Source organism: Yersinia massiliensis, from assembly GCF_003048255.1.
Lineage (GTDB): Bacteria > Pseudomonadota > Gammaproteobacteria > Enterobacterales > Enterobacteriaceae > Yersinia > Yersinia massiliensis_A.
The window spans coordinates 3596494-3613408 of sequence record NZ_CP028487.1 but is presented as its reverse complement, the minus strand read 5'-3'; the positions used below and the strand labels follow the sequence as shown (position 1 = coordinate 3613408).

Here is a 16915-nt window from a genome sequence, read left to right as displayed (position 1 = left end):
CCGCTAAGTTAGTTCGGCTGTCCGGTAAAAGTTTTGGCCTTCGGGCTGCTTGCTAAGGTCGGACAGGATTGATATAACAGCTGCGCTGTCGTGTTGTCCGTAGGGATTTTCGGCGCGACGATAGAATTCTAAAGGGGATGAAAGAGTGAATAAGTCACAACTGATCGACAAAATTGCCGCTGGTGCTGATATTTCTAAAGCGGCCGCTGGGCGTGCATTAGATGCAATTATTGCTTCTGTTACTGAATCTTTGAAAGAAGGTGATGACGTAGCTCTGGTTGGTTTTGGTACTTTTGCAGTCCGTGAGCGTTCTGCACGTACTGGCCGTAACCCTCAGACAGGCAAAGAAATCAGTATTCCAGCGGCTAAAGTACCAAGCTTCCGCGCCGGTAAAGGTCTGAAAGACGCTGTAAACTGATTTTTGCTTCAATTCTCACCTGTGTCTTTGTTTAAAAACTTGGGGTAGTGACCAGCATCTTCGCTACTTCAAATACAAAGGGTATATTGTTTGCTATAAACAATAACCTGACGCAGTTGAGCTGGTAAGGTAAGATACAAGGCGCATCGTTATTGATGCGCTTTTTTTCGTTTAGGTCGTAGTTTTTACGCGCAGCAGCACGAATGGCTGTCGCAAGGAATGCTGGGTTTATTTAGACCTGCGCAACAGTTTTAATTCATATTACAGCGGAGTATTGTCACATTATGATGGACAATTTACGCGCGGCTGCTAATAACGTCGTGCTCAAAATCCTTCTGGCCCTAATCATGCTGTCCTTCATCCTGACCGGGGTTGGCAGCTATCTGATTGGTGGTTCCAACGACTACGCAGCCAAAGTTAATGGCCAAGAGATTAGCCGTGCTCAGTTAGAACAAGCTGTGCAGAGTGAACGAGGCCGTTTGCAACAGCAATTAGGCGAGCAGTTCTCCGCGCTGGCCGCTAACGAAGGCTATATGTTGCAACTGCGTCAGCAAGTTCTCGGCCAGTTGGTCAATAACATGTTGCTTGACCAATACGCTAAAAAATTGGGTCTGACAGCCACTGATGAACAAGTCAAAGATGCCATTCGTCAGGCACCTTATTTCCAGACTGATAATAAGTTCGACAATAACAAATATCTCGAACTGGTGAATCGGATGGGCTACACCCCCGATCAGTTTGCTCAAATGCAGCGTCAGCAGCTTATTAACCAGCAATTGTTGCAAGCCTTTGGTGATACTGGCTTTGTTCTGCCTATCGAAGCACAGGCTATGTCAGAGCTGATTTTGCAGCAACGTGACGTACGATTGGCAACTATCGACCTTAAAGCGCTTCAAGCGCAGCAAAAAGTCACGGAAGATGAACTAAAAGCCTATTACGATCAGAACAAAAATAGCTTTATTGCACCGGAGCAGATGAAAATCAGCTTCATTGAGATGGATGCTGCGGTAATGCAAGACAAAATTACGGTGACTGAAGAAGATATCGCCGCATATTACGAGCAGCATAAAAGTAGCTACACCCAACCTGAGCGCCGTAACTACAGCGTTATCCAGTTTAAAACCGAAGCTGAAGCAAAAGCGGCGTTGGATGAGCTGAAAAAAGGTGCGGATTTTGCCACGATGGCAAAAGAGAAATCTACCGATATCATCTCCCGTAAGAATGGTGGCGAACTAGGTTGGTTAGAACCAGAAACAACAGCAGATGAGCTGAAACAAGCTAATCTGAGCGACAAAGGTCAGTTATCTGACGTGGTGAAATCCTCTGTTGGCTACTTAATTGTTCGTTTGAATGACATTAAGCCAGAGCAGGTTAAGCCACTGTCAGAAGTGCATGATGCTTTGGCGAAAAAGGTTAAGCAGGAAAAAGCGGTTGATGCATATTACGCGTTACAGCAAAAAGTGAGCGAAGCAGCAACCAGTGATAACGAATCCCTGGCTTCTGCTGAAGAAGCCGCTGGCGCGAAAGCAAAACAAACCGATTGGTTTACCCGTGATTCAGTCCCAGCCAACGTTAATTTTAAACCTGTTGTACAGGCTATCTTTGATGGTGGTTTAGTGGGTGAGAATGGTGCGCCTGGCAGCAACTCAGATGTTATTACTGTTGATGGCGATCGCGCTTTTGTGATCCGTATTGACGGCCATAAACCAGAAGGTATTGAGCCATTTGATCAAGTTCGTGATCAGGTCACTGAATTGGTTAAACGTCAAAAAGCTGAGCAGGTTGCACGTGTTGATGGTGAGAAGCTTCTGACCGCGCTGAAACAAGGCAAAGGTGAAGAAGCGATGAAAGCCGCTGGTATCGCCTTTGGTGAGAAGAAAGCCATGTCACGAGCACCTGATGACGATCAGTTAGTGCAAACGATCTTCACACTGCCGCACCCGAAAGAGGGTCAGCCAGTATATGGGTTGTCTCAAGACCGTCAGGACAATATCGTATTGATCGAGTTGTTATCGGTGACGCCGGGTAAATTACCGGAAGGCGAAATGAAGGCCTTTATGGCTAAAATGCTAGAAGGGTCGAGCAGTGTGACCTTTGATGCCCTGATGGCGAACCTGCACAAACAGGCAACCATCAAGATGGGCCCTGCGGAGCAACAGCAGCCACAGTAAAGAATAACCGCAATAGCTCTCGCATTCATTTGCAACTCAATGTAACAACGAAAGGTCGCTTTGGCGGCCTTTCGCATATCTAAAATCTGTCCTTTGCGATTAACAGGCTGTTGGGGCAAGGTAGCCACGCTGTCAAACACAAGGAGGATACAGCATGAAATTCATAGGAAAATTGTTCGTTATCACTGCATTGTTAGTTGGCGTTAATCTCCAACAGTTCGCTCATGCCGCACCATTAAGCTCAAATAATCCTGCGCAGGATAAAGCGCTAAATCAGCCTAACGATGTGAAAAAGGTCAGTCAGACCAATTCGGGCCAAACGCCTTTAAAAACGGTAGAGAAGGAGAGTGGGCTGTCCAATACCTCAGCCGCGTTAACTGCTGGCCATCTCTCTAGTGGCTCACAAGATCAGGCCAATATTAATAGTGACAATGCCGAACAGCTGGCTCAGAAGCTCAGTGGAATTGGTAAAAAGAAGGCTGATGCCATTATTCATTACCGAGAGCAGTTTGGCCCTTTTACTGATGTGGAACAGCTGCTTGAAGTGCAGGGAATTGGCCCTTCGTTTATAGAGCGAAACGGCGGAAAATTGAAACTGTAATCTAAATGAGTGGTGATTAACTCAGGTGCCAGGCAAGCGCTAGATGTGTTTGTCTGGGCCTTTTCGCCGCAAACAAATCCCAACGTCTCATAATGTAAATCGACGCCGTAAGGTCAAACTGTGATGTTGCTCCAGATTATATAATTAACACGCTATGTAGTTATTTTCCTCTGCTAATCTTGCTTTGAGGTCATACCAGTTGTGCTGGTAACTTGATAATGATTATTTCTGTCTGGAGACGTACGCCGCTATGCATACACACATCAAAGTCCGGGGCTACCACATTGACGTTTTTCAACATGTTAATAATGCCCGTTATTTAGAGTTTCTCGAAGAGGCTCGCTGGGAATGGCTTGATGATGAGCCAGCAGCACAGTGGATGGCGGAGAATCAAATTGCTTTTATCGTGGTAAATATCAATATTAGCTACCGCCGGCCTGCGGTGTTGGGGGACTTACTGCGTATTGATAGCCAGCTATTAAAACTCAACGGTAAAAGCGGGGTGATGAAACAGACTGTTTCGCTAGAACCTGAATTAACCCCTGTTGCAGATGCGGAATTAACCTTCGTTTGTATCGACTTACGTAGCCAAAAAGCAGTGCCATTGGAAGGGGAATTACGTGAGAAGTTGCAAGAGTTTGTCGACCGAAGCTTATAAGTGAACCGCACTGAGTTCGAATACTGTCATCGTGAATACAGTCATGGCAAATAAAATATTATCCCTCGCTCTAGTAGAGCGAGGCTAGGGTGCTATAACCGAAACGATCTGTGCTAGCCAGCGATTAAAACGATGAATGCATCAAACCAGCCCAGTTTTTTGTTTCAGGCTTAAAAGAACATTGGGTTTGTTTGCCAGATAAAACTCAAGCCCTTTGGCGCGTAGATGGCAAGCAGCACATTCGCCGCACCCATCACCTTGAATGCCGTTATAGCAAGTGAGGGTTGAGCTTCGTACACGATCGAGCTGCTGATAGTAGTCCGCTAACGCCCATGTTTCGGCTTTATCGAGCCACATTAGCGGCGTAATGAAGTCGATATTTCGGCCGATGCCTAAATTAATCGCTTGGTTAAGTGCTTTGACGAACTCATCGCGGCAATCGGGATAACCAGAAAAATCTGTTTCGCAAACCCCAGTGATCACTGCCTGTGCTTGTACCTGATAAGCGTAGATAGCCGCCAAGGTGAGAAATAGAATATTACGGCCGGGAACAAAGGTACTGGGAATGGCATCAGCATCTTCTTCGTCATGGTGGGGTACAGGAATATTCTCACGGGTCAGGCTACTGACGGCTAACTCATTGAGCATCCCCACATCCAATACTTTATGGGCTTTCGCGCCAAGTTGTGTGGCTAGCTCGCGGGCAACATCTATTTCTGCGCGGTGGCGCTGCCCATAATCAAATGTAATGCAATGGACTTCATCATATTGCTGCAATGCTTGAATTAAGCAGGTGGTGGAGTCTTGTCCACCACTAAAAACAACTACGGCACGTTTCATACTGCGACCTCGTACGACTGCGGTTTTGAATGATATAGCCCGCAGCAAAATAAAGAACTGACGGTATGGTACTCAGTTCGCCTGCTAAAAGGTAGCAGCCTGCGCTTGCTTGTCAGCTTGTCGTTGGCGGTAGCCATGCTTGGCTAAAATCGAACCAACCATAAGCGGTTAAAGTGACACCATTAATACGTGGCGGAGCATTAACCTGATATTGATAATTGAATAGCGGCAAAATCAAGCCTGATAGCATCAGGTTATTGTAATACGCCTGTAACTGACGGAATCGTTCCGATTCCAGTTCGATTTGTTGAATATCAGTTAGTATTTTTTGCTGTTGCAGTAATTGTGCAGGGGAAAGAATGCCGCGCCAAATTGGATCGAGGCGAAGCCAGCTTTCCATTGTAGCTTCAGGAGACTCACCGACTAGGTGGTCTGCTAATAATAAGTCTGCACTTTCAATTTGATGAGTACCTTTCCACCGTTTATCGTGGCTGGCTCTGATTTCTAATGTACAACCCTGCGCCGCTAATAGGTTTTTTAGTTGTTCAGCGACACTTTTGAGTTCCATCGGAGGTTGGTAAGTCAATATCAGATGAGTGGGTAATGCAGGATTATCATCAGAGACAAAATGCGGGATCGGCCAACCCGGTAGCATTTCATGGCTGGGAGTTATGACTCCACGGCTCATGGATAATTCTTCCAATATGCCGGAGGTTTGCACAATCATCAGTAGTTTGGTTATTTGCTGCGGCGTCATATTACTGAGGTGCTGGTTAATGGCCAGATAGCAAAAGCCTAGACTCATACTGCGTTGAACGGGACGGGCTAGCGGGTAATCCTCTTCTTGGCCGATGGTGATACGCACGGGATGTTGGCAACTGCCATCAGTAGAAGGCATCACAAGATTTGGTGTTATCCAGTATTCAATAATTTCCAGATATGGATGCTGTAAATGGTAATACTCATGTTGTTCTAGCCGGACCAAACGTTGGTCAAAGGTAGCCAACTTGAATGGACCTGCGCCCCACTGCGGATTATCAGGATGAAACAGTCGGCATGGTAAGTCTGCCAACCGATGCGCTAGCCAGTAGTCAGGCTTGAAAAGTGTAAATTTAAGACACAGTGCATGGGGGAGGTCGATGGCTGAGATATTGGCAAAATTCGGCTCGCTGCGCGGATTTGCCCGTAACAGTGCCAATGTTTGTAATAATTGTTCTCCGCGAATGTGCTCCCCATTATGCCAACGCAATTGGCTGCGTAAGAAGAATTGCCAGGTTAATCCATCGTCACTGACTTGCCAATGATGTGCTAAATCTGGCTTTGGCTGTGGATCGCCGGTATTAAAGCGGGTCAACCCCGCATGTAAAGTATAAATCAGATGTTGTTCCGCCCGGCCAGTACTGAGCATCGGGTTTAAGGGTTCAAGTTCGCGGTAATAAGGAATACGCAGTATTGGGCTATCGGCTTGCCATTGCCCCCCCATATGAGGGTTGAGTAGCGTTTGTAGACGTTCAGGTTCCAACTGGGCTAACGCAAGCACTGCTTGATGGTCGCCTTGCTCAAGGAACAATTTAAGGTAGGTTGCCCGTAGCGTATCAGGGTTTTTCAGGCATTTTAGCTGCGCACGTTTCCCACGACCCACTTGCGAATGCCAACTGAGCCAGTCGTTTGACTGTAGCTGCTGGATAAGGGTTCGAGTATGCCTTTCGCTGCAAAAGAGTAATTCTGCCAGTTCCCCGACGGTGGTTGCTGCGAGTTGGTCGCCAAATTTCTGATACAACCGCTGGTATTGAGTGAGTCGGTGAATAATGCGCATATTTAAAGGTCTACCTTCAACAATGGCGTCTAGTCGGGTTAACACTAAATACGGAATAGTTTAAATCATTTGTTCACTATTAGTTCCGTAAATAGTACGCCATAATTCAATCTATACCACCAGAATGACTCTCAGTGAGGTTTTGAATGTACCGTTTAGCCGCTTTTGATATGGATGGAACCTTACTGATGCGCGACCATAATATTGGTGGCGCGACATTGAATGCATTGCATCAGTTAGTGGATAGCGGGATGATCCTGACATTCGCAACCGGCCGGCACTACATTGATATGAAAGGTATTTTATCTCATTCCGGTATTAACGGTTATCTGATTACCGGCAATGGAACACGGGTTTGCGATCTGAATGGTGCACCTTTATATGGAATGGATTTGCCCGCGGAGTTGGTGGAGTTTGTGCTGCGAACGCCTTGGCAGACGAATGCCAGTATCCATTTATTCCGCGATGAGGGCTGGTTTACTGATTTTCATGATCCCGCGCTGCTTACCGCTCATAAAACCAGTGGTTTCCAGTATCAGCTTACGGCATTGGATGCATTACCGTTAACGGGCAATCACAAGATTTGCTTTATTGCTTCACATCAAGAGTTAATTGAGCTTAAAGCTCAGTTGGAGCAACAGATGGGTGACAAAGCTGATTTCTGTTTCTCTGCTGTTGAGTGCCTTGAAGTGCTTCCCCGTGGTTGCAATAAAGGCGCGGCGTTGGAACAACTCAGTCATCACCTTGATTTAACTCTGGCCGATTGCATGGCTTTTGGTGATGCAATGAATGATAAAGAGATGCTGTCACGGGTCGGGCGTGGATTAGTGATGGGGAATGCCTTACCGCAATTGAAACAAGAATTGCCTCAGCTACAAGTTATTGGCCGCTGCGAGCACCAAGGCGTGGCGCACTATTTGCAACATTGGCTAAGTTCACCACACCTCACCTATTCCCCCGAATTCTGAGGTTAATACCCAATGCTTGGTGCAAAAACATCAATGACAAAGGGTATAGCTATTAGCCAACCGGATAACCATCCGGTTTTTTTCTTCCTCAAAGGGGGCACTTAACGCCCCTTTTTATCGGCAAGTTATAGGTTATTTAACTCATTGCGGAAGGGGGTTAAATCACCAATATTGCTACTCACCCATTGGGTGTCGTAATAAGTGTCCAGATAGCGTTCGCCACTATCACAAAGCAGTGTCACAATCGCGCCCGTTTTGCCTTGTTCACGCATTTGTTTGGCTAATTGCAAAGCTCCCCAGACGTTAGTCCCTGTCGATGCTCCGACTTTGCGCCCTAGAATGCCTTCAAGCCAATGAATCGTTGCAATACTGGCGGCATCGGGTACACGTAACATGCTGTCGATCACTTCGGGAATAAATGAAGGCTCCGCTCGTGGGCGGCCGATCCCCTCAATACGACTACCACAACTGCCAGTGACTGCGCGATCACGGTTGCAGAAGCAATCATAGAATACTGAATTTTCTGGGTCGACCACCATCAGTTGGGTGTCGTGACCTTGATAGCGGATATAACGACCCAAGGTGGCGGAAGTCCCACCCGTGCCCGCGCTCATCACAATGTAGTCCGGTACCGGGAAAGGCTCACGTGCCATTTGGCGGAAGATACTATCTGCAATGTTATTATTGCCACGCCAGTCAGTTGCTCGTTCCGCATACGTAAACTGGTCCATATAGTGGCCATTTAGTTCACGCGCCAATTGCTCCGATGCTGCATAGATTTGCCCTGCATGGTCGACAAAATGGCAGCGGCCGCCATAGAAAGTAATCTGCTCAACTTTTCGCTTCGCAGTGCAACTTGGCATGACCGCAATAAAAGGTAATCCAATTAGACGGGCAAAATAGGCTTCAGACACGGCTGTACTGCCTGAAGAAGCCTCAATGATAGTCGTCCCTTCCGTGATCCACCCATTACACAGCCCATAGAGGAACAATGAGCGGGCTAAACGGTGCTTTAAGCTACCGGTCGGATGAGTACTTTCATCTTTTAAATAGAGATAAATACCAGGAAAGGTCGGCAGGTTGAGGCGAATCAAGTGGGTATCAGCGGAGCGTTGAAAATCAGCTTCTATTTCACTGATAGCATTTTTTACCCAAGTATTGGTCATTTGCTGGCCTGTATATTAAGAGTCATCTAATGATAGCCATGATATCGACTTTCAAAGAAAAAAACGTTGCCATTTTTCCTTCTTTGTCGCCAAATGGTAGAAAATTATTCCATGGATAGTAGTTATGCTAGATAAAACAGACCGCAAGCTGCTGTGTATGTTGCAACAAGATTGCACGCAGTCACTGCAAGTTCTGGCGGAAGCAGTCAACTTGACGTCAACACCCTGTTGGAAGCGCCTGAAGCGACTCGAGGATGAAGGATTTATCCGTGGCCGCGTTGCCTTGCTGGATAGCGAAAAGTTAGGGCTGGGGCTGACGGCATTTGTGCTGATTAAGACGCAGCAGCATAATAGCGATTGGTATCAAGCTTTCGTCGAATTCACCAAGAAAATGCCTGAGGTGTTGGCATTCTATCGTATGGCGGGCGAATATGATTACCTGATGCAGGTAGAAGTCGCCGATATGAAAAGTTACGATAACTTCTACAAACGTATGGTGAATGGTGTGCCGGGCCTGATTGATGTGACATCGAGTTTTGCGATGGAGAAGATCAAATACACAACGATGCTACCGGTGCCCGAGTGAGAAAACTTTTTGAGTCAAAAGCCATTTTAACGATGGTACTCTACTTTCCTGTCGCTTTGAGCGAAATAATACCGACGCTATTCGGTATCAGACCATGGAATAAAACTGCGTGAGATTGTTTGCACAATTAGGCTGGTACTTCCGCCGAGAGTGGCGTCGCTATGTGGGTGCGGTGTTGCTGTTGATCATTATTGCTATCTTGCAATTACTGCCGCCCAAATTGGTAGGCGTGATAGTGGATGGCATCAGTACAAAACAGATGTCGACCAACATGTTACTGGTGTGGGTCGGTGTGATGTTAGTGACGGCAATCGTGGTCTACTTACTGCGCTATGTCTGGCGGGTTTTACTCTTTGGTGCATCCTATCAATTGGCTGTAGAGCTACGATCGAATTTTTATCGCCAACTGAGTCGCCAGGCTCCCGGTTTCTATTTGCGTCATCGTACTGGTGACTTAATGGCGCGTGCCACTAACGATGTCGACCGTGTGGTCTTTGCTGCGGGTGAAGGTGTGCTGACGCTAGTGGATTCGCTGGTAATGGGCTGCGCGGTGCTGATTGTCATGAGTACCCAAATTAGCTGGGAACTGACGTTGTTGTCGTTGTTACCCATGCCGGTGATGGCAATAGTGATCAAATACTATGGTGACCAACTACACCAGCGTTTTAAATCGGCGCAGGGGGCATTTTCTAATCTCAATAATCAGGCGCAAGAGAGCTTGACCAGTATCCGCATGATCAAATCCTTTGGTCTGGAAGATAATCAATCACAGCAATTTGCGCAGGTCGCCGCCGAAGCTGGCGCAAAGAATATGTATGTTGCGCGTATTGATGCCCGTTTTGATCCCACCATTTATATTGCGATCGGTGTAGCTAATCTGTTAGCCATTGGTGGTGGTAGCTGGATGGTGGTTAATCACAGCATTACGCTGGGGCAACTAACCAGTTTTGTTATGTATTTAGGATTAATGATATGGCCAATGTTGGCGCTGGCATGGATGTTTAATATCGTCGAGCGCGGCAGCGCGGCATATAGCCGTATTCGTAGTTTGCTGGATGAAGCACCGGTGGTGAAAGACGGTCACATCGAATTGTCTAACGAACGTGGTTCGTTAGTCGTCAATATTCGCCACTTCTACTATCCAGGAGCGGAGCAGCCAGCATTACATGATGTGGCACTGAAATTGGCGCCAGGGCAGATGTTAGGGCTTTGTGGACCAACAGGCTCAGGTAAAAGCACCTTACTGGCATTGATTCAGCGGCAGTTTGATGTTGATGACGGCGCTATCTGTTATCAAGGGCATTCACTGTCTGATATTCGTCTGCATGACTGGCGTGGGCGTTTATCTGTGGTCAGCCAAACCCCCTTTTTGTTCTCTGATACGGTCGCAGGCAACATCGCGTTGGGTAAGCCTGATGCCACTCAGGAACAAATCGAACGGGCCGCGCGTTTAGCCAGCGTACATGAAGATATTTTGCGTCTTCCTCAGGGGTATGACACTGAAGTTGGTGAGCGCGGTGTGATGCTGTCCGGCGGGCAAAAACAGCGGATTTCCATTGCGAGGGCACTATTACTGGAGACGGAGATCTTGATTCTGGATGATGCCCTTTCTGCGGTTGATGGCCAAACAGAGCATGACATCTTAAAAAATCTGCGCCTCTGGGGTGAGGGTCGTACTGTGATTATCAGCGCTCATCGTCTTTCAGCTTTAACGGAGGCCAGCGAAATTCTGGTGATGCAACACGGCGGTGTGATGCAGCGTGGCGCACATAACTTATTGGTCAATCAATCGGGTTGGTATCGCGAGATGTACCGTTATCAGCAATTAGAAGCTGCGCTTGATGATGGTGAACCGGAGGCTAAAACGGATGAGTAAGTCTCAACAAGTTTCGCCGACGGTAAAGTTTTTGCCAGTATTAAAACTTTGGCCGACATTAAAACGCTTACTTTCCTACGGTTCCCCATATCGTAAACCATTAGGGTTAGCGGTATTGATGCTATGGGTCGCCGCTGCCGCTGAAGTCAGTGGCCCACTCTTAATCAGCTATTTTATTGACCATGTAGTGGCAAAAGGCACGCTACCCCTCGGTTTAGTCGGTGGGTTAGCGGTGGCATATTTACTGCTGCAATTACTGGCTGCTTCATTGCACTATTTTCAGGCATTACTGTTTAACCGTGCTGCCGTCGGGGTCGTTCAGCGGTTACGCATTGAAGTCATGGATGCTGCTTTGCGCCAGCCCCTCAGTGCATTTGATACCCAGCCCGTGGGTCAATTGATTTCCCGCGTTACTAATGACACTGAAGTCATCAAAGATTTATATGTGATGGTGGTATCAACGGTACTCAAAAGTGCGGCATTAATTGGCGCGATGCTGGTGGCGATGTTCAGTCTAGATTGGCGCATGGCGTTGATTTCGATCTGCATTTTCCCCGCAGTATTGGTGGTGATGGCTATCTACCAGCGCTATAGCACACCCATAGTCAGGCGTGTTCGGGCTTATCTCGCTGATATCAACGACGGTTTTAACGAAGTTATCAATGGTATGGGTGTCATTCAGCAATTCCGCCAGCAAGCACGTTTCGGTGAGCGTATGGATTCTGCTAGCCGCGCGCATTATATGGCGCGGATGCAAACATTGCGCTTAGAAGGTTTTCTATTACGTCCCTTGCTGAGTTTGTTCTCTGCCATGGTGCTATGCGGTTTGTTACTTCTTTTCGGTTTTAGCCCTGAAGGTTCGGTTGGGGTAGGGGTGTTGTATGCGTTTATCAACTACCTTGGTCGGCTTAATGAGCCATTGATTGAACTGACGTCTCAGCAGTCAATCTTGCAACAGGCAGTCGTCGCTGGGGAGCGTATTTTTGATCTGATGGATCGCGCTCAACAAGGCTACGGAACAGATGACCGTCCGCTGACCAGCGGCCGCATCCAAGTGAATAATGTCAGCTTTGCTTATCGTCACGATAAAATGGTGCTGCAAAATATTTCGCTTGAGGTACCTTCACGCGGGTTTGTCGCTCTGGTCGGGCATACGGGCAGTGGTAAGAGTACGCTGGCTAATTTATTAATGGGCTATTATCCGGTGCAGCAAGGCGAGATATTGCTTGATGGTCGACCGTTGTCCGAGCTATCCCATCAGACTTTGCGCCAAGGCGTTGCCATGGTGCAACAAGACCCTGTGGTGTTGGCCGATTCCTTTTTTGCCAATGTCACCTTAGGTCGTGACATTAGCGAGCAGCAAGTTTGGGATGCTTTGGAAACGGTACAGCTTGCGCCATTGGTTCATGCGCTACCTGATGGGTTGCATAGCCTGTTAGGGGAGCAGGGCAATACCTTATCGGTTGGGCAAAAACAGCTACTCGCGCTGGCTCGGGTATTGGTACAAGCACCGCAAATTTTGATTTTGGATGAAGCAACCGCGAACATTGATTCTGGTACTGAACAGGCCATCCAACGGGCATTGCAGCTGATTCGGAAAAAAACCACTTTAGTCGTGATTGCTCATCGCCTCTCAACTATTGTCGATGCCGATACCATCTTAGTTCTGCACCGCGGTGTGGCAGTTGAGCAAGGTACGCACCAAGAGCTGCTCGCGGCTCATGGCCGTTATTATCAAATGTACCAGTTGCAGCTAGTCAGCGAAGATTTAGCTGCCATTGACCAATTAGAAAGCGCAGTAAATTAAAGGGTAAGCTGCGGGGCCAAATGGCCTCGCTTTCTTTTAGGCGCAGCACGTCAAACTCCTTTTCCATCGAAACACCCTGCAAATGCACCAAAATCTGGAAAAATAGCGTCTATAGCGCACCAATATCTTGCAGCCTAATCACGCATCGATACGTCCGTGCACTTTTGTGACGCGTGTCGCACTAATTTGGTGCGCAAAAAACACACAGCACTATCAGTCCAACGCCATCGTATCTGGGTTGCCTATCTCAACCGCCCTCTGATCGCCATTTTTAGACTAATTCTCTGCAATTAATATTTATGGCATAGCCTTTGCTTTATCTATTTCGTGGAGACTTAAATTCGACTTAATTCGAGAAGGGGCAAATATGAAGCTGGTTACCGTGGTGATCAAACCATTCAAGCTGGAGGATGTGCGTGAAGCCTTATCCTCTGTGGGTATTCAGGGGCTGACCGTAACCGAAGTGAAAGGATTTGGTCGCCAAAAAGGACATGCAGAACTCTATCGGGGAGCTGAATACAGCGTTAATTTCTTACCCAAAGTTAAAATTGATATTGCCATTGCTGATGATCAATTGGATGAAGTCATTGATGTGATCAGTAAGGCTGCCTATACCGGCAAGATTGGTGATGGCAAAATTTTCGTTGCTGAATTGCAACGTGTTATTCGCATCCGTACTGGTGAAACAGACGAAGCAGCACTGTAATTTGCAGGCTCAAATTTAGTGAATAGGGATGGGTTGATGATGAAAAAACTTTTATCCGTGTTGGGCCTGAGTGCGGTAGCGATGCTGCCTTCTTTGGCAATGGCTGCTGAAACGGCTGTAGCTGACAAAGCTGATAATGCTTTTATGATGATTTGCACCGCGTTGGTGCTGTTTATGACCGTACCCGGTATTGCCCTGTTCTACGGCGGCTTGCTGCGTTCCAAAAACGTATTATCGATGATGACGCAAGTCACTGTCACTTTCGCACTCGTCTGCGTGTTGTGGATTCTCTACGGTTACAGCTTAGCCTTCAGTGCGGGTAATGCTTTCTTCGGTGGCTTTGAAACGGCGATGTTGAAAGGCATCGGTTTGACCAGTTTAAGTGGCACGTTCTACCAATATATCCATGTGGCATTCCAAGCTTCATTTGCCTGTATCACTGTTGCACTGGTAGTCGGTGCGTTCGCTGAACGTATTCGTTTCTCTGCGGTGCTGATTTTCGCGGTATTGTGGTTCACCTTCTCTTATCTGCCAATGGCACACATGGTGTGGGGCGGTGGTTTCTTGGCAATGGACGGCGCGTTGGACTTTGCGGGTGGTACAGTGGTGCACATTAACGCCGCTATTGCAGGTCTGGTCGGTGCTTACTTGCTTGGCAAACGTGCTGGTTTTGGTAAAGAGGCATTTAAGCCACACAACTTGCCAATGGTCTTTACCGGTACTGCGATTCTGTATATTGGTTGGTTCGGCTTCAACGCGGGTTCAGCGAGTGCCGCTAATGAAATTGCTGCCCTTGCGTTCTTGAATACTGTAGTCGCCACAGCGGGTGCCATTCTTTCTTGGGTATTTGCTGAGTGGATTTTACGTGGCAAACCTTCATTACTGGGTGCCTGTTCAGGTTGTATCGCAGGTTTGGTTGCGATTACGCCAGCGGCAGGGACTGTGGGTGTAGGTGGTGCGTTGATTATCGGCTTGATCGGTGGTGTTGCTGGCCTATGGGGTGTGGTACTACTGAAAAAATGGCTGCGAGTCGATGATACATGCGATGTGTTCGGTGTCCATGGCGTATGCGGGATTGTCGGTTGTATCCTGACCGGTGTCTTCACTTCCGCTTCATTGGGTGGTACAGGTTACGCCGCTGGCGTCACTATGGGTCATCAAGTTGGTGTACAGTTGTTCAGCGTTGGTGTGTGTTTGGTCTGGTCCGGTGTTGTTGCATTCGTTGCCTTTAAAATTGCTGACTTGATTGTGGGTCTGCGAGTACCAGAAGAGCAAGAACGCGAAGGTCTGGATGTGAACAGCCACGGTGAGAATGCTTACAACCAATAAGAATATTAGTCAGAAAGATGTTTGTTAGACGGTCGAAACAGACTGAGATGTAAAAGATAAATAATAATGATGATGGGCAGAAGGGGCGATGGAAACATCGCCCCTTTTATTTATTGAGTACTACCGTTATTGAGCAGCACCGTTATTCAATATCACCGATGTAAACGAATAACACCTTCCTGCACGGTAGACGCAACCAACACACCTTGCTGATTGTAGATCTGTCCACGTACAAACCCGCGAGCACCAGAAGCTGATGTGCTTTCTACGGCATACAACAACCAGTCATCCAAACGGAACGGACGGTGGAACCACATCGAGTGGTCAATAGTGGCAATCTGCACGCCAGGTTCTAGGAAGCCAATACCATGTGGTTGCAGCGCGGTGGGGAGGAAATTAAAGTCTGAAGCATAGCCCAGTAAATACTGATGAACTCGGAAGTCATCGGGCATCTCGCCGTTGGCACGGAACCAAACATAGCGATTTGGCTCTTCTACCGAGCCTTGCAGTGGGTTATGGAATTTCACGGGGCGCATTTCAATGGGCTGGTTACCAATAAACTTCTCGCGCACTTTTTCAGGGATCAAATGTGCAAATTGACGTGCTATGTCAGTCTCTGACATCAAACCATCCGGCTGTGGTACGTTCGGCATGGTGTTTTGATGCTCAAACCCGTCTTCCTGACTTTGGAACGAGGCGGTCATGTAGAAGATAGGTTTACCATTTTGAATCGCGCTGATCCGTCTGGCGCTGAAGCTGGTGCCATCACGCAACGTTTCTACGTCATAGATAATAGGCTTGCTACTGTCCCCTGGACGGAGGAAATAACTGTGAAATGAGTGAACGATGCGATCAACAGGGACAGTTTGTTTGGCGGCATAAATCGCCTGACCGACGACCTGTCCGCCAAAAACTTGGCGTAAACCGAGATCTTCACTTTGGCCACGAAAGATCCCTTCTTCAATTTTTTCCAGATGGAGTAGATCGAGCAGTTTTGCTAATGGCTGGCTCATGATTGTGGCCCTTGATGATGAGTACTGCCACAGTGTGCTGAATCTGTTGGGGGTGCGTCAATATATTGCTGTGATCCCGGTTGTGTTTATCTACATATTTTAAGGAATCGTCTGATAAATGGCTGAATCTTGGCGTAAACGGTCAGTATCAGCAGATCGTGCTATAATTAGCTTGCTAGGTGGTTGAAGCCACTTATTAAACGCGGGCTTATTCTGTGAATAGTCAGCATCTTAATAATAAGAAGGAGTGCGACCTATGAAACCTTGGCAATCCATAAAATTTTGGCAAATAGCGAGTGGGGCAGCACTTGTGATGAGCTTAACCGTCGGTGCGCAACAAGGGGTTGAAGTACCGGTTCCTGCGCCTGCTGGTGCAGCGACGGCAGCGCCTATTGCACAACCTGCGGTGCAGGGGACATTGAACATCCGCGAGCGCATTGCATTGCCACCTGATGCCGTTGTGACGGTGACGCTGTCGGATGCTTCATTGGCTGATGCACCGTCACGGGTCATTGCTCAGAAAGCCATTCGCACCGAGGGTAAGCAGGCTCCGTTTACATTTACGCTGCCATTTAACCCCTCAGATATCCAACCTAACGCGCGCGTTATTGTCAGTGCGGCTATCACCCATAACGGACAGTTAATGTTTATCACGGATACTTTCCAAGAAGTGATAAATCATGGTGCGGGTACACAGGCCAATATAACGTTGGTCCCAGCCACTGCTGTTGCGATAGAAACGGTTCCGGCGACCACCTCAAGTGAGGCGACAATACAGTAGTTGAGATTGCTGACAATGTGCCTGTTGTGGCGAGAATAAGCAGATCGTAAAGACGCCGTAAAATCATCCCTGATGGCTCGAGCCACGCCATCCTTGGCGCGGACGCTTTACTCTTCGGCTTGTTCTCGCCGTTTGCGATAGGGGCTGCTGGTATTTGTCAACAGTCTGGTCGTTTTTGG

At 47.7% G+C, this 16915-nt stretch carries 15 protein-coding genes; 11 read left to right on the top strand and 4 right to left on the bottom strand.

Annotated features, from left to right (window positions below):
* Positions 1-145: 145 nt before the first annotated feature.
* From hupB to DA391_RS16900, 4 genes are all read left to right on the top strand, one after another.
* A complete protein-coding gene (hupB, locus tag DA391_RS16915; protein ID WP_019212896.1) occupies positions 146-418 on the top strand; it encodes a nucleoid-associated protein HU-beta in 273 nt (90 codons plus the stop codon).
* 284 nt (positions 419-702) lie between these two features.
* The gene (ppiD, locus tag DA391_RS16910; protein WP_050082600.1) at positions 703-2589 is read left to right on the top strand and encodes a peptidylprolyl isomerase; all 1887 of its coding nucleotides are present in this window, start codon (positions 703-705) and stop codon (positions 2587-2589) included.
* Between the two features lie 154 nt (positions 2590-2743).
* Positions 2744-3190 carry a ComEA family DNA-binding protein gene (locus DA391_RS16905; protein ID WP_050082602.1) on the top strand — a complete coding sequence of 149 codons (447 nt, stop codon included), beginning with the start codon at positions 2744-2746 and terminating at the stop codon, positions 3188-3190.
* Positions 3191-3440: 250 nt separating this feature from the next.
* Entirely contained in the window at positions 3441-3848 is a 408-nt protein-coding gene (locus DA391_RS16900; RefSeq protein ID WP_050873619.1) for an acyl-CoA thioesterase, read from the top strand.
* A gap of 141 nt (positions 3849-3989) precedes the next feature.
* Here the strand turns inward: DA391_RS16900 and queC are convergent, their stop codons facing one another.
* Together queC and DA391_RS16890 are read right to left on the bottom strand one after the other, a co-directional pair.
* Positions 3990-4688 (bottom strand): 7-cyano-7-deazaguanine synthase QueC, encoded by a 699-nt coding sequence (queC, locus tag DA391_RS16895; RefSeq protein WP_050082605.1) that lies wholly within the window; start codon positions 4686-4688, stop codon positions 3990-3992.
* A 112-nt stretch (positions 4689-4800) separates the two neighbouring features.
* Positions 4801-6504 carry an SgrR family transcriptional regulator gene (locus tag DA391_RS16890; protein WP_050082607.1) on the bottom strand — a complete coding sequence of 568 codons (1704 nt, stop codon included), beginning with the start codon at positions 6502-6504 and terminating at the stop codon, positions 4801-4803.
* A 146-nt stretch (positions 6505-6650) separates the two neighbouring features.
* On the opposite strand from DA391_RS16890, the gene cof reads away from it, so the two are divergent.
* Complete coding sequence (gene cof / locus DA391_RS16885; protein ID WP_050286527.1) at positions 6651-7472, top strand: HMP-PP phosphatase; 822 nt, start codon at positions 6651-6653, stop codon at positions 7470-7472.
* Between the two features lie 125 nt (positions 7473-7597).
* Here cof and DA391_RS16880 read toward each other — a convergent pair whose 3' ends face one another.
* Positions 7598-8638, bottom strand: a complete 1041-nt coding sequence (locus DA391_RS16880; protein ID WP_019212889.1) for a PLP-dependent cysteine synthase family protein — start codon at positions 8636-8638, stop codon at positions 7598-7600.
* Between the two features lie 124 nt (positions 8639-8762).
* On the opposite strand from DA391_RS16880, the gene DA391_RS16875 reads away from it, so the two are divergent.
* From DA391_RS16875 to amtB, 5 genes are all read left to right on the top strand, one after another.
* Positions 8763-9224 (top strand): Lrp/AsnC family transcriptional regulator, encoded by a 462-nt coding sequence (locus tag DA391_RS16875; RefSeq protein ID WP_019212888.1) that lies wholly within the window; start codon positions 8763-8765, stop codon positions 9222-9224.
* A gap of 109 nt (positions 9225-9333) precedes the next feature.
* Positions 9334-11100 (top strand): SmdA family multidrug ABC transporter permease/ATP-binding protein, encoded by a 1767-nt coding sequence (locus DA391_RS16870; protein WP_050082610.1) that lies wholly within the window; start codon positions 9334-9336, stop codon positions 11098-11100.
* Positions 11093-12907, top strand: a complete 1815-nt coding sequence (locus DA391_RS16865) for a SmdB family multidrug efflux ABC transporter permease/ATP-binding protein (protein ID WP_050082613.1) — start codon at positions 11093-11095, stop codon at positions 12905-12907. Before DA391_RS16870 ends, DA391_RS16865 begins: the two co-directional genes overlap by 8 nt.
* A 367-nt stretch (positions 12908-13274) precedes the next feature.
* Positions 13275-13613: a P-II family nitrogen regulator gene (glnK, locus tag DA391_RS16860; RefSeq protein WP_002208627.1), complete on the top strand. Its 339-nt coding sequence runs from the start codon at positions 13275-13277 to the stop codon at positions 13611-13613.
* Between the two features lie 39 nt (positions 13614-13652).
* Positions 13653-14942, top strand: a complete 1290-nt coding sequence (amtB, locus tag DA391_RS16855) for an ammonium transporter AmtB (RefSeq protein ID WP_050082718.1) — start codon at positions 13653-13655, stop codon at positions 14940-14942.
* Between the two features lie 152 nt (positions 14943-15094).
* Here amtB and tesB read toward each other — a convergent pair whose 3' ends face one another.
* The gene (gene tesB, locus DA391_RS16850; protein WP_019212884.1) at positions 15095-15955 is read right to left on the bottom strand and encodes an acyl-CoA thioesterase II; all 861 of its coding nucleotides are present in this window, start codon (positions 15953-15955) and stop codon (positions 15095-15097) included.
* A gap of 256 nt (positions 15956-16211) precedes the next feature.
* Here tesB and DA391_RS16845 point away from each other — a divergent pair, with 256 nt between their 5' ends.
* Positions 16212-16736, top strand: coding sequence for a YbaY family lipoprotein (locus DA391_RS16845; RefSeq protein WP_050286526.1), 525 nt, complete (start codon positions 16212-16214; stop codon positions 16734-16736).
* Positions 16737-16915 lie beyond the last annotated feature (179 nt).

Coding starts and splice junctions, on each gene's coding strand:
- ppiD (WP_050082600.1), top strand. CDS start 703: ATGATGGACAATTTACGCGCGGCTGCTAATAACGTCGTGCTCAAAATC.
- DA391_RS16905 (WP_050082602.1), top strand. CDS start 2,744: ATGAAATTCATAGGAAAATTGTTCGTTATCACTGCATTGTTAGTTGGC.
- DA391_RS16900 (WP_050873619.1), top strand. CDS start 3,441: ATGCATACACACATCAAAGTCCGGGGCTACCACATTGACGTTTTTCAA.
- queC (WP_050082605.1), bottom strand. CDS start 4,688: ATGAAACGTGCCGTAGTTGTTTTTAGTGGTGGACAAGACTCCACCACC.
- DA391_RS16890 (WP_050082607.1), bottom strand. CDS start 6,504: ATGCGCATTATTCACCGACTCACTCAATACCAGCGGTTGTATCAGAAA.
- cof (WP_050286527.1), top strand. CDS start 6,651: ATGTACCGTTTAGCCGCTTTTGATATGGATGGAACCTTACTGATGCGC.
- DA391_RS16880 (WP_019212889.1), bottom strand. CDS start 8,638: ATGACCAATACTTGGGTAAAAAATGCTATCAGTGAAATAGAAGCTGAT.
- DA391_RS16875 (WP_019212888.1), top strand. CDS start 8,763: ATGCTAGATAAAACAGACCGCAAGCTGCTGTGTATGTTGCAACAAGAT.
- DA391_RS16865 (WP_050082613.1), top strand. CDS start 11,093: ATGAGTAAGTCTCAACAAGTTTCGCCGACGGTAAAGTTTTTGCCAGTA.
- glnK (WP_002208627.1), top strand. CDS start 13,275: ATGAAGCTGGTTACCGTGGTGATCAAACCATTCAAGCTGGAGGATGTG.
- amtB (WP_050082718.1), top strand. CDS start 13,653: ATGAAAAAACTTTTATCCGTGTTGGGCCTGAGTGCGGTAGCGATGCTG.
- tesB (WP_019212884.1), bottom strand. CDS start 15,955: ATGAGCCAGCCATTAGCAAAACTGCTCGATCTACTCCATCTGGAAAAA.
- DA391_RS16845 (WP_050286526.1), top strand. CDS start 16,212: ATGAAACCTTGGCAATCCATAAAATTTTGGCAAATAGCGAGTGGGGCA.